The following is a 12,628-nucleotide window of genomic DNA, read 5'->3' as shown; positions in this document are numbered from 1 at the left end:
GCCACCCTATCCTGTGCCCACGTCCCCTGCACCGCACCGGCCGGTGCGGTCCACGGCATGGGGATAGAACAACAAGTCGAGAGCATTCATGTCGAACCACGCCTATTTCGCGCCCCACGGCGGCCACCCGGCTCAAACCGAGCTGCTGACCGACCGTGCCATGTTCACCGAAGCTTACGCGGTCATTCCCAAGGGCGTGATGCGTGACATCGTCACCAGTCACTTGCCCTTCTGGGACAAGATGCGCATGTGGGTCATCGCCCGGCCGCTGACAGGGTTCGCCGAGACGTTCTCCCAGTACATCGTCGAGGTGGCGCCCGAAGGCGGGAGCGAACGGCCTGAATTGGACCCCAACGCCGAAGCGGTGTTGTTCATCGTCGAGGGCGAGCTGGACATCACCGTCGAGGGCCAGCACCACACACTGGTGCCAGGGGGCTATGCGTTTCTGGCGCCTGGCGCCGAATGGAGCTTGCGCAACAACAGCAAGGCCAATGTCACCTTCCACTGGCTGCGCAAGCACTACCAGAAGGTCGAGGGGCTGGACGTGCCGTCCTCATTCGTGACCCATCGCGACAACGCTACCGTGATCGAGATGCCAGGTACCGAAGGCCGCTGGAAAACCACCCGCTTCGTCGACATGGCCGACATGCGCCATGATATGCACGTCAATATCGTCACGTTCCAACCAGGTGGCGTCATTCCGTTCGCTGAAACCCACGTCATGGAGCACGGGCTTTACGTTCTCGAAGGCAAGGCGGTCTACCGCCTGAATCAGGACTGGGTCGAGGTAGAAGCCGGCGACTTCATGTGGCTGCGCGCCTTCTGCCCGCAGGCCTGCTATGCCGGCGGCCCTGGCAACTTCAGCTACCTGCTGTACAAGGACGTGAACCGTCACGTGCACTTGACGCTCAACCCCAAGCGCTGAAGTCAAAAGACCGCCTGCCGGTCGACGAGGCGCACCCACCAGGGTGCGCCAACCCGCCGTTACTCAACCACCCCACACGCCACGCGCGCACCACCGCCACCCAACTTCTCGGGGTGGTCGCTGTGGTTATCGCCACCTGCGTGCACCATCAAAGCATGGCCTTTGAAGTCCTCAGCCTTCAAGCGCGGTGCCAGTACTGGATAGGTTGCCTTGCCATCGGCACCTACATACAACGCCGGCAGGTCACCGCGGTGACCGCTGTCATCATAAGGGCCTTTGTGCGCGTTGGTCGATTGAGGGTCCCAGTGGCCCCCTGCTCCCCCTGCTGGCACGGTTTTGCCTGCGTCCTGCGCAGGTGCGCAGGACGGATTCTGGTGCAGGTGGAAACCGTGCACACCTGGTGGCAGGTCTTTGAGGTCCGGAGTCAGCAGCGTTCCGTACTTGTTCTGTTCGATACTGATGGTGCCGATCGACTTGCCTGGGCCATCGGCGCCTGCCAGCTTGAGCTCGACGGTCTGGGCGGCTTGGGCCAGGCCGGTAGTGGCCAGCAGGGCAGCGATTACAACTGCTTTCATAGGGTTCTCCATGGCGTGGTGAAGGCGGACGTCATACCCGCGTTGTGCATGGGACTGCATCATCGCGCAGTCATTCCCTTGTGCCACAGCCTGAAACACTTAAAGGCTACCACCGGCCAACAGCTGCTTGAGCACCTGCGCCAAGTCCTTGACCGTTGGATCGGCGGTCGGGCGGTGCACGATGACGATCTCATAGCTGTCGACTTCGTCCAGCCCCTGCTCGACGCCCAGCACGCGATGCTCCGTGGTGGCGGCGCGCGGCGGTAGCAGGCTGATGCCCATGCCATCGGCGACCGCGGCCTGGATGCCACTCAGGCTCGAACTGGTGAAGCTGATACGCCAGCGCCTGCCACTGCGCTCGATGGCGGTAATCATGTCCTCGCGGTACAAGCCCCGCGGCGGGAATGTCACCAACGGCACCGGGTCCAGTTCAAAGGCAGGCAGGCGCGCGCTGTCGATCCATTGCAGGCGCTCTGGCCAACAAGCGACGCCTTCGCGACTGTTGCGTCGTTGTTTGAGCAGTACCAGGTCCAGCTCGCCATTGTCGTAGGCCTGGCTCAGATCCCGGCACAGCCCACTGGTGACCTCCAGCTTCACCTGCGGATTGAGCCGACTGAAGGCCGATAGGGCATGGGTGGTCGATCCGCCCACGAAGTCTTCGGGCACACCCAGGCGCACCGTGAAGCCGACCATGGCACCGGCCAAGGCTTCGAGCATCTGGTCATTCAGGGCCAGCATGTGCCGGGCGTACCCGAGCAACGTCTGCCCGGCGTCGGTCGGGAGCACGTCGCGGTTGCCACGTACCAGTAAACGATGCCCCACCATGTCTTCCAGGCGCCGGACTTTCTGGCTGATGGTGGACTGGGTCGAATGCAAGCGAGCGGCAGCCGTGGTGAAACTGCCGCAGTCGGCCACCACGACGATCGCCCGTAAGAGGTCCAGGTCGAATAAGGCCCTATTCGGTTTAACGTTATGAGACATGCGAGTATTCGACAAATGAATGGGAGGAGCGTTTTCTAGCACGCGCCTGTACAGCTCGCAACGCTGGCCTTAGTCCCCCAGTGCCACGCCCTCCCGGCGCGGGTCGGCACCCCCCGACCAGTCTGACCCAGCTCGCCAAATGACTTGCAGGCCGCTGGTCATGTCCATTGGCGTTACCGTGTGGCCCCACGCCTCGAGCTGGCGGATCAACGCAGCGCTGGTCAACCCTGATTCCACCTCGGTTGCGCCGTTGCGGCTGCCGAAATTGGGCAAACCGGCGGCTTGCTGGGGGTTCAGCCGCCAGTCCAGCAACCCGATGAGTGCCTTGTTGACGTAACCGATGATCTGCGAGCCGCCGGGCGAGCCAAGGCTGGCCACCAACGCCCCATTGCCTCGGGAGAACACCAACGTTGGCGCCATGGCTGACAGGGGTCGCTTACCCGGCTGAACGCGATTGGCCACTGGCCTGCCCTGTTCCCGGGGCACGAACGAAAAATCGGTCAGTTGGTTGTTGAGCAAGAACCCTTTGACCATCAGGTGCGAGCCGAATGCGCCTTCTACCGAGGTGGTCATGGCCACGGCATTGCCTTGGTCATCAATGGCGCTTACGTGGGAGGTGGCTATGCGCGGTGGCGATCGGTCAGGCGCGAGCGTCAACAGCGCACCCTTCGGATAGCCGGGGCTGGCCTTGTTCATGCTGCGCTCACCCACCTGACTGGCACGCTGTGCCAGGTAGCCCGGGTCGAGCAGGCCCTTGAGCGGAACGGGTACATAGTCACTGTCGGCCAGATACTGGGCGCGATCGGCATACACCAGTCGTTCGGCTTCGGCAACCAAGTGCACGGCGCGTGCTGGCGCCTCCAAGGTGGCAGCAGTGGTCGAGGGGACGGGTGTGAGGTGGGCTAGATCGTCCCTGGCCGATCTGCGTTGCAATGCCTCCAGTATGCCCAAGGTCTGCAATACCGCCACGCCCCCGGAGGATGGGGGTGGCATGCCGCATACCTGCCAAGCTTTGTAGGGCCCGCAGACAGGTTCACGCTCGCTGGCGCGGTAGTGCTTCAGGTCATCGATGGACAGATACCCTGGGTTAGCGTGGTTATGAACAGCGGCCACCATGGCCTGCGCGACCTCGCCGTTGTAAAACGCCTGCGCGCCGTGCTGCGCGATCTGCTCGAATGTGTCGGCAAGTGCGGGGTTACGCAGTCGTGTGCCTACCGCAAGCGGGCGCCCCGTCGCGTCCAGAAAATAGCCAGCCATGCTGGGCGACCTGGCCACGAAGGGGTCAGCCTCCAGCAGCGCGTGTAGCCGTGCCGAGACTGGGAAGCCGGTACGGGCCAATTCGATGGCGGGTTGGAACAACGCTTGCCAGGGCAGGACGCCGTGCTGCTTGTGGGCCAGCTCCAAGGCCCGCAGTACGCCTGGCACCCCCACCGCTCGCCCGCCTATCTGGGCTGACCTGAAGGGTATGGGTGCCCCTTTGTCGTCGAGAAACAGCCGTTCGGTCACCTGTGACGGCGCCGTTTCCCGGCCATCGAATGCCTGCGTCTTTTTCCCGTCCCAGTGGAGGATAAATGCACCGCCGCCGATCCCACTCGATTGGGGTTCGACAAGTGTCAGTACCATTTGCATCGCAATCGCCGCATCCACCGCGCTGCCCCCGGCGCGAAGGATGCGTTGTCCAGCCTGGCTAGCCAGCGGGTTGGCGGCTGCTACCATATGACGCTTGGCTGCCACCGGCTGCAAGCCGGCGCGATAACCGGAGCCAAGTTCGGGTGCTACGGGCAGCACTTGCCTGGCCTGGGCTAGGTTACAGGACAGGCTCAGGCACAGCGCGCTGACGGATACAAAGAGAGGGTTCATACAGCCGCTTCCTGCGTTGGGCCTGGCATCGATGCCAGGCTGTCGAATCGAAAAGGGGCGCTGACGCTTTTAGGTAAGCATTCTGGCTGGGCGAGGATAACGCGACTGCAACGCCCGGGACCATCGACGCTCACGCGGTTGTTGCGCGGTTCGATTCCTGTCGCTCACCTTGACGTATACGTAAAGCACGCTTCAGGATGGCGGCATATCCTGTCCAGAGCCCTGGTATGAGTATCCAGACCTACAGCATTTCCGACCTGTCCCGCGAGCTGGACATCACCACGCGTGCCATTCGTTTCTATGAAGAGCAAGGGCTGCTTCGTCCCGAGCGACGCGGCCTTGAACGCATCTATTCGGCGCGGGACAAGGTCAGCCTCAAACTTATCTTGCGGGGCAAGCGTATCGGCTTTTCGCTGGCAGAATGCCGTGAGTTGATCGAGCTGTACGACCCATCGGGCGGCAACCTCAAGCAACTCAACAGCATGCTCGCCAAGATCGCCGAGCGGCGCGCCCAACTGGAACAGCAAATGCTCGACATCCACCAGATGCAACTCGAACTGGACACTGCCCAGGAGCGCTGTGAACAGGCGCTGGCTTGCACGCTTGCCAATAAAGACCACGGTTGACCGTTACAGGAACCTCATCATGTCCTTGCCTGAAAAAGTTCGTCTGGTAGAAGTTGGCCCTCGCGATGGGCTACAGAACGAAGCCCAGCCCATCCCTGTTGCCGACAAAGTACGGCTGGTGGACGACCTGACAGCGTCTGGCGTCGCCTACATCGAAGTGGGCAGTTTCGTTTCACCCAAGTGGGTGCCGCAAATGGCCGGTTCGGCCGAGGTGTTCGCGAGTATCGAGCAGCGTGCGGGCGTCACCTACGCAGCCCTGGCGCCCAACCTGCGAGGCTTCGAAGATGCCGTGGCGGCGGGCGTCAAGGAGGTGGCGGTATTCGCCGCCGCGTCAGAAGCGTTCTCGCAGCGCAATATCAACTGTTCCATCTCGCAGAGCCTGGAACGTTTCGAACCCATCATCGAGGCCGCGCGAGCCCAGGGTGTGCGGGTGCGTGGGTATGTATCTTGCGTACTCGGCTGCCCATACGAAGGCTCGGTCCGTGCGGAGCAGGTGCTGCCGGTGGCGCGCGCCCTGCACCAGATGGGCTGCTACGAGGTGTCGCTGGGCGATACCATCGGCACCGGTACTGCTGGTGACGTCCGACGCTTGTTCGAGGTGGTGGCGGGCCATATACCCCGCGCGCAATTGGCGGGGCACTTCCACGACACTTACGGCCAAGCCCTGGCCAACGTGTATGCGAGCCTCCTTGAAGGCATCAGCATATTCGACAGCTCAGTGGCGGGTTTGGGTGGCTGCCCCTATGCCAAGGGCGCGACGGGTAACGTCGCAACCGAAGATGTCGTTTACCTGCTTGATGGGTTGGGCATCGAGACCGGTATCGACCTGCAACGCCTGATCGAGGCCGGGCAGCGCATCAGCACGGTGTTGGGAAGGGCCAACGGATCGCGCGTTGCACGTGCGTGGCAGACGCGCTAGGTCATCAAGGTGTCACGTCCGTGTGGGTGAAGTGTTACCGCTTAGCGAAGACGAGGCCAGATACGGGTATCACGGAAACATCTGGTGTGGTTTTACCGACGTCGCGCTTTTGCGAATTTCTTCATCCCATTGATTAAAAAGGATTTTTAAAACCTGGCACGCGAACTGCTATATCTCTTGCATAACAAGAACAACAAAGCATCACTCAATAAAAATAATAGAGAACGGCTCTGACAGAACAAGAACAACACGGCAGAGGCGTAGCAAGCAGATTTTTTTGGAGTCGACCCGCGTTCCTGGGGCAAGCCCCGCGAATTGGCACAGAACAACAAAACTACCTCCAGGTAGCAGCAGCCAACTCGGATCGTACGTGATGAAGGTCGGTCAGCGCTCAAAAAAATACGTTTGCTCTTGGCCCCGAATGGGGGCCTTGCACCACCCGGGCAGGCTGACAAAAACAACAACAGGCCAGCCCTAATAATAAAAAGAGCAAGCAGCAACGCTTTGGGGGGAGCTTCGGCTCCCCTTAGTGCTTATCCCTCCTCCTTCTGCTTCTCTTCGTGCTTGCCCTCGGCCTTCTCGACCAGCATTGGCATCGTGCCCAACACCAACAACGCGAGCACCGTGCTTATCAATGCGGTGGCCTCCCGGCCCATCCCAGCGGCAGTGCCTATGGCGGCGGTCATCCAGAGGCCAGCGGCGGTCGTCAACCCTTTCACGTGGCTGGTGTCCCGTCCGTTGCCTTTCAGGATGGTGCCCGCCCCGAGAAAACCGATGCCGGCGACGATGCCCTGGATCACGCGGCTGAGGGCCTGTTCGTCGGCGCCTGCCATGCTGGGCGCCAGCACGAACAGCGCAGCACCGAGCGACACCAGCATGTGCGTGCGCACCCCGGCAGACTTGCCCCGATGTTCCCGCTCGAACCCCAATACCGCGCCGAGCAACGCTGCCATCAACAAGCGCACGAGAATGCGTGTCACCTCGTGCGCATCGGTCACGTCTGCAAATTCGATCTGGATCGCGTGCCAGATAGTTTCCATCCTGTACGTTCTCTTCTAAGGCTGGCTGCTTGGCGAACGTCAGGTGCCTAGGTGGCAGGGCCATGCTTGCCCCAAATGCTAATACACCAACCACGGCCCCCATACGATCGTGCTTGCCGGCAATGGGCTGCACAGCTGCACCCAACACCGGGCCCAGCATCCCCTCTTCACATTCATGGACCCTGAGTGCCTCTGCAAAGTGCCGTTGAGCCAAAGGGTGCAACGATGTCCAATACCCTGCGGTCAACCGTTCGAATCACATCAGGAGACTTGTCATGCCAGTGGAAATCGATGCCCAAACCCAACGCTGCACGCTCATCAATGATCAGCAACGTCTTGAAGGCGCCGCTTGCGACGTCGAGATCTTGACTGACGAGCAAATGCGCATGTCAGTGGCGGTACTGGCCGAGATGCGCACGCCTATCACCGAATTCGAGGCCGATGCCCTGACGGTGGCCGGTGCGGTCGATAGCCGCAGGCATCTGAAGAGCACCGCGCCAGGCTCGATCATATAAGGGGATGCACGGCATGCGGCGCAACTGATATGGTTTTTATCGCCAAGGCTGAGCCTGTGCTGATAGCAGAGTGAAGGCCATAGTGCACAGGCCTGATCCAGGCTAGAAGAGCACGGAGCCATGACCGATAGAACGCCTTACTCAGTGATCGCCGCTGTTCCTGCCAATCCTTCCCGGCGCACTCGCGAAGCCGCCATCCACACGCGCAGTTTCAACGGACTGTTTCGCACCCTGCGCATTGGTTTCGCCGGCGCGCTGTTCGTCCTGTTCTTCGGCACTGCCTGGCTGAACTGGAACGGCCGCCAGGCCGTGCTGTGGGACCTGGAGAACAGCAAATTCCACATCTTTGGCGCTACCTTCTGGCCGCAGGACTTCATCCTGCTCTCGGCGCTGCTGATCATTTGTGCGTTCGGCCTGTTCGCCATCACCGTCTACGCCGGGCGCGTCTGGTGCGGTTACAGCTGCCCGCAAAGTACTTGGACCTGGTTGTTCATGTGGTGCGAAAAAATCACTGAAGGCGACCGCAACCAACGCATCAAGCTGGCCGCAGCCCCCTGGAGCGTGGACAAAGCCGCCCGGCGCATCGCCAAGCACTCGCTCTGGCTGGCCATAGGGCTGGTCACCGGCATGACCTTCGTGGGCTACTTCACACCAATTCGTCCGCTGGCGGCCGAATTGTTGACACTCCAACTGGGCGGCGTAGCGCTGTTCTGGGTGTTGTTCTTCACAACGGCCACGTACTTCAATGCCGGCTTGCTGCGCGAAGCGGTCTGCCTGCACATGTGCCCCTACGCCCGTTTCCAGAGCGTGATGTTCGATAAGGATACCCTGGCCGTCGCTTACGATCCGCGCCGTGGCGAAGCACGTGGCGCGCGCAAGAAAGGCAGCGACCCCCGCGCCCAGGGCCTGGGTGACTGTATCGACTGCACCTTGTGCGTGCAGGTGTGCCCTACTGGCATCGACATTCGCGACGGTTTGCAAATGGCCTGCATCGGCTGCGCGGCCTGTATCGATGCCTGCGACGGCGTGATGGACAAGATGGGCTACCGACGCGGGCTGATCGGGTACAAGTCCGAGCACAGCCTGCAAGGGGGTACTACGCACTGGCTACGGCCACGCCTGCTCGGTTACGCCGCAGCACTGCTGGTGATGATCGGTGCCTTGTGCATGGCATTGTACCTGCGGCCGATGGTATCGCTGGATGTGATCAAAGACCGCGGTCTGTTCCGCGAAAATGCGATGGGTCAGATCGAGAACATCTACCTGCTCAAGGTGATCAACAAGACCGAGCACACTCAACACTACGCGCTTCGGTTGCTCGATGCCGAGGGCTTTACCCTGCAGGGGCAGACAGCGCTTACTGTACCCGCCGGCGACATGAGCGAAATGCCGGTGTCCGTGGCGATGCTGGCCGACCGACCCGAAAGCAGTGCGGTGCCGCTTACATTCGAAATCAGCGAACGCGACGACGATTCGGTGCGCAGCGTTGCGCACAGCCGCTTCGTGGCGCCCATGAACCGATGACGCCTACACTCCACTTTTCTTGCCTGCCAGGCTTCGACAGAAGGCCACAATGAAACGTTACGAACGCTTCGCCGACGACATCGCCGAACTCATTCGCTCCGGCGTACTGGGCCCTGGTGAGCGCGTGCCCTCCGTGCGGTACGCTAGCCAGACGCACGGGGTCAGCCCCTCCACGGTATTCCAGGCGTATTACCTGCTGGAGCGGCGTGGGCTGATCCGCGCCAGGCCGCGCTCGGGCTACTTCGTCAATGCCCATGCGACTCGCCAATTCAGCGAGCCTCAAGCGCTGCACCCGATCAGCGAGTCCACCGATGTGGACGTAAGTGCCCTGGTCTTTTCCATCCTCGACTCGATCAAAGACCCCAACACGGTACCCTTTGGCTCAGCCTTCCCGAGCCCATCGCTATTCCCTCTCCAGCGCCTGTCCCGGTCACTGGCCAGCGCCAGCCGTGCCATGGACCCTCGGGTGGCGGTCACGGATCTGTCGCCCGGCAACCCGCAACTGCGACGGCAGATTGCCCTGCGCTACATGGTCGGCGGACTGATGCTGCCGATGGAAGAACTGCTGATCACCAACGGGGCACTGGAGGCCTTGAACCTCTGTCTTCAAGCTGTCACCCAGCCAGGTGACCTGGTTGCAATCGAAGCGCCCGCATTTTATGCCTGCCTGCAGGTATTGGAACGGCTCAAACTCAAAGCCGTCGAAATCCCCGTACATCCCCGCGATGGCATGGACCTGGAGGTGCTCGCCCAAACGCTGCAAAAACACCCGGTCAAGGCGGTGTGGTGCATGACCACGTTCCAGAACCCGGTCGGCGCGAGCATGCCGGAGGCCAAGAAGCAGGCGTTGGTCGAGCTGGTGACTCGCCATCAAGTGCCCCTGATCGAAGACGATGTCTACGCCGAGCTCTATTATGCCCAGCAGGCCCCCAAGCCTGCGAAAGCATTCGATACCCAGGGCCTGGTCATGCATTGCGGCTCCTTCGCAAAGAGCCTCGCCCCGGGCTATCGCATCGGCTGGGTCGCCGCTGGGCGGTTCGCACAGAAGGTCGAGCGGTTGAAGCTCATGACCTCGCTCTGCGCCTCGATGCCGGCCCAGGCTGCCATCGCCGACTACCTGCAGCACGGTGGCTACGATCGGCACCTGCGCAAGTTGCGTTATGCCCTCGAAGGCCAGCAAGCCAATATGCTGGCAGCGATCGGGCGTCACTTTCCGGCACAGACACGTGTCAGTCAACCGTCAGGGGGGTATTTCCTCTGGCTGGAGTTACCGCAACAGATGGACGCGCTCAAGCTGTTCCACATGGCGCTGGCGCAAGGCATCAGCATTGCCCCGGGGCCGATCTTCTCGCCCACCCGGCGCTTCGGCAACTGCATCCGGCTCAACTATGGCAGTCCCTGGAACGAAGGTGCCGAACAGGCAATGGCCACCCTGGGGCGGATCATTCGTTCTTTCTGAGTTGTGCCTTTAACCTCTCATGCACACACGGCTATAGTTGTCGAAATTTCCAAGCCCAATTGCCCGCATGACATCACAAACGACGTTGGACGACCGCGCAGCCTTACAGGCCAGGCTGCTTGAGCTCGAGGCCGAGCACGAGCAGCTGCGCCTGAAGGCTGCTGCGTATGACGCCGTCGTCGAGCAAATCGATGAAGGCCTGTGCATCTTGCAAGTGCTTGAGGATGAGCACGGCCAACTCAATGACTATCGCTACCTGATGTACAACGAGGCCTGCGCCCGCCACACTCTTCATGTCAAAGAGGTGGGTTTGACCGCAAGGCAAACCATTCCTGACGAAGTGGACCAATGGCTCCCACATTTCGCCGAGGTGGCTCGCACGGGTGTGCCCCTGCACTTCGAACAGCGGCTGGCGGTCTCGAATCGCTGGCTGACCTTGAAAGTCAGCCGCCTCGAGCCCGCCTGCGAGCGAACATTGCTGGTTCTGTTCACCGGCAGGCCCGACGAAAACGCTGACGTCAATCAGTTGCAGGCGCTCAACCAGGAACTGGCACAGCAAGTAGACAGAGAGCTTGCCAGTCGCAAGCTGCTGGGCAACTTGGTCGATCACAGCGTTGCCAACGTATTCGCGGCCGATTGCAGCTTCAGGCTGCTGGCGATCAACCGTACCGCGCAGGAAACCTTCAAGCGGTGGCGCGGCCTGGTGCCCAGGGTTGGTGAGTACATCCCCGACTTCATCGCCGACCAGCCGGATATCGTCAAACAATTGAGCGGGCTGTGGCCAAGGATCATGGCGGGTAAGTCTTTCGTGGACACCGTTGCCATTGGCCTGCAATCGGATGTCCGTCACTACGAGGTGCGCTACAACCCGCTGCTCGATGCCGACCAGGTCGTGCAGGGTGGTTTCATGTTCGCCTATGACATCACCGAGCGCGTCGCTGAGCAGCAGCGCCTTGAGCAAGTGGAAGAAACCCTGCGCCAGTCCCAGAAAATGGAGGCCATCGGCCAGCTGACTGGCGGGATTTCCCATGACTTCAACAACTTGCTCGGCAGCATAATGGGTGCGCTGGAGGTTGCCGCTCAGCGGCAGACCGAAGGTCGCTATCCGGATGTTGCCAGGCTCATCGGGTTGGCCAGGCAGGATACGAAGCGGGCGGCTACCCTGGTGCAACGCCTGCTGACCTTCGCCCGGCAACAAAAACTGACCCCACAGACGGTCGACGTCCATGCGTTGGTGACCAGCATGCACGATCTCATCAAGAGCTCGTTGCACGCCAGCATCGAGTTCCAGGACCACACCACGCCTGGACACTGGCTTATCCAGGTCGACCCTTCCCAGCTGGAAAACGCGTTGCTCAACCTGTGCATCAATGCACGCGACGCCATGCCGTTAGGCGGGATGCTGGACATTCGCAACAATGACGTGCGGGTGCAGCCTTCGCTGGCCGACCGTCTTCACTTGCCTGTAGGCGAGTACGTCAGGATTTCTATCAGTGACACCGGCGTGGGAATGAGCAGCGATGTGGCAGAACGTGCCATGGAGCCGTTTTTCACCACCAAGCCACTTGGCCAGGGATCGGGACTGGGGCTACCCATGGTCTATGGCTTCATTCGTCAATCCGGCGGTCAGGTGAAGATCACCAGCACGCCGGGGCAAGGCACGTGTGTGGACCTTTATCTACCCAAGGACACAGGCCAGATCGCGCTGAGCATTGCCAACGTACCAACGCCATCCTGGCCCTCCCGGCAGGACAAACATCTGGTCATGCTGGTGGAGGACGAAGACACGTTGCGTCTGGTGATAGAGGAGCTGCTGATTGATCAAGGGATGGAGGTGCGCGCCTTTGCAGAAGGCTCGCAGGCCTTGGAAGCTTTGAGGGCCGGCCTGCAGCCGTCGCTGTTGATCACCGACATCGGCTTGCCAGGCAGAGTCAGTGGCAAGCAGCTGGAAACCGCCCTGCCCGACTCGGCAGCCCTGCTCTACATCACTGGCTATGCCGATGAACAGGGCGTTGCCATGTCGCGTAGGGGTGCAGTGATGTGCAAGCCCTTTGCACTGACCGCGCTGGTCGAACAGGTGGCCCTGCTGCTGGCCGGCCATGACGCTGGCTCGAACAGGCGCGTTTGATGATGCGGGCGGCCGGTTATCTTCCGCCACTTAGGTCGATGAATGTACCTGTCGAATAGGAAGCGAACCTTGTCGC

11 protein-coding genes are annotated in these 12,628 nt (G+C 61.2%); 7 read left to right on the top strand and 4 right to left on the bottom strand.

What is annotated here, in order from left to right; all coding sequences use genetic code 11:
- The first annotated feature begins 88 nt into the window (after positions 1-88).
- Positions 89-925: a bifunctional allantoicase/(S)-ureidoglycine aminohydrolase gene (locus CRP40_RS15395; RefSeq protein ID WP_023535538.1), complete on the top strand. Its 837-nt coding sequence runs from the start codon at positions 89-91 to the stop codon at positions 923-925.
- 59 nt (positions 926-984) lie between these two features.
- Here the strand turns inward: CRP40_RS15395 and sodC are convergent, their stop codons facing one another.
- The 3 genes from sodC to ggt form a co-directional block, all read right to left on the bottom strand.
- Positions 985-1,500, bottom strand: a complete 516-nt coding sequence (sodC, locus tag CRP40_RS15390) for a superoxide dismutase family protein (protein ID WP_023535661.1) — start codon at positions 1,498-1,500, stop codon at positions 985-987.
- Positions 1,501-1,599: 99 nt separating this feature from the next.
- Complete coding sequence (locus tag CRP40_RS15385; protein WP_027914895.1) at positions 1,600-2,481, bottom strand: LysR family transcriptional regulator; 882 nt, start codon at positions 2,479-2,481, stop codon at positions 1,600-1,602.
- 69 nt (positions 2,482-2,550) lie between these two features.
- Entirely contained in the window at positions 2,551-4,341 is a 1,791-nt protein-coding gene (ggt, locus tag CRP40_RS15380; protein ID WP_027914894.1) for a gamma-glutamyltransferase, read from the bottom strand.
- A 227-nt stretch (positions 4,342-4,568) separates the two neighbouring features.
- Here ggt and CRP40_RS15375 point away from each other — a divergent pair, with 227 nt between their 5' ends.
- Positions 4,569-4,967, top strand: a complete 399-nt coding sequence (locus CRP40_RS15375; protein WP_027914893.1) for a MerR family DNA-binding transcriptional regulator — start codon at positions 4,569-4,571, stop codon at positions 4,965-4,967.
- A 19-nt stretch (positions 4,968-4,986) separates the two neighbouring features.
- A complete protein-coding gene (locus CRP40_RS15370; RefSeq protein WP_027914892.1) occupies positions 4,987-5,886 on the top strand; it encodes a hydroxymethylglutaryl-CoA lyase in 900 nt (299 codons plus the stop codon).
- Between the two features lie 533 nt (positions 5,887-6,419).
- On the opposite strand, the gene CRP40_RS15365 is transcribed toward CRP40_RS15370, so the two are convergent.
- Positions 6,420-6,926 carry an MgtC/SapB family protein gene (locus tag CRP40_RS15365; protein ID WP_027914891.1) on the bottom strand — a complete coding sequence of 169 codons (507 nt, stop codon included), beginning with the start codon at positions 6,924-6,926 and terminating at the stop codon, positions 6,420-6,422.
- A gap of 275 nt (positions 6,927-7,201) precedes the next feature.
- Between CRP40_RS15365 and CRP40_RS15360 the strand changes: the two genes are divergently transcribed.
- From CRP40_RS15360 to CRP40_RS15345, 4 genes are all read left to right on the top strand, one after another.
- Positions 7,202-7,441: a DUF3203 family protein gene (locus tag CRP40_RS15360; RefSeq protein WP_027914890.1), complete on the top strand. Its 240-nt coding sequence runs from the start codon at positions 7,202-7,204 to the stop codon at positions 7,439-7,441.
- Between the two features lie 120 nt (positions 7,442-7,561).
- Positions 7,562-8,965, top strand: a complete 1,404-nt coding sequence (ccoG, locus tag CRP40_RS15355) for a cytochrome c oxidase accessory protein CcoG (protein ID WP_027914889.1) — start codon at positions 7,562-7,564, stop codon at positions 8,963-8,965.
- A 49-nt stretch (positions 8,966-9,014) separates the two neighbouring features.
- A complete protein-coding gene (mapR, locus tag CRP40_RS15350) occupies positions 9,015-10,424 on the top strand; it encodes a GntR family transcriptional regulator MpaR (protein ID WP_027914888.1) in 1,410 nt (469 codons plus the stop codon).
- Positions 10,425-10,491: 67 nt separating this feature from the next.
- Entirely contained in the window at positions 10,492-12,552 is a 2,061-nt protein-coding gene (locus tag CRP40_RS15345) for a PAS domain-containing sensor histidine kinase (protein WP_081728202.1), read from the top strand.
- The last annotated feature ends 76 nt before the right edge of the window (positions 12,553-12,628 follow it).

The organism is Pseudomonas sp. URMO17WK12:I9 (assembly GCF_900230165.1).
Lineage (GTDB): Bacteria > Pseudomonadota > Gammaproteobacteria > Pseudomonadales > Pseudomonadaceae > Aquipseudomonas > Aquipseudomonas fulva.
This window is presented reverse-complemented; position numbering and strand designations above follow the sequence as displayed.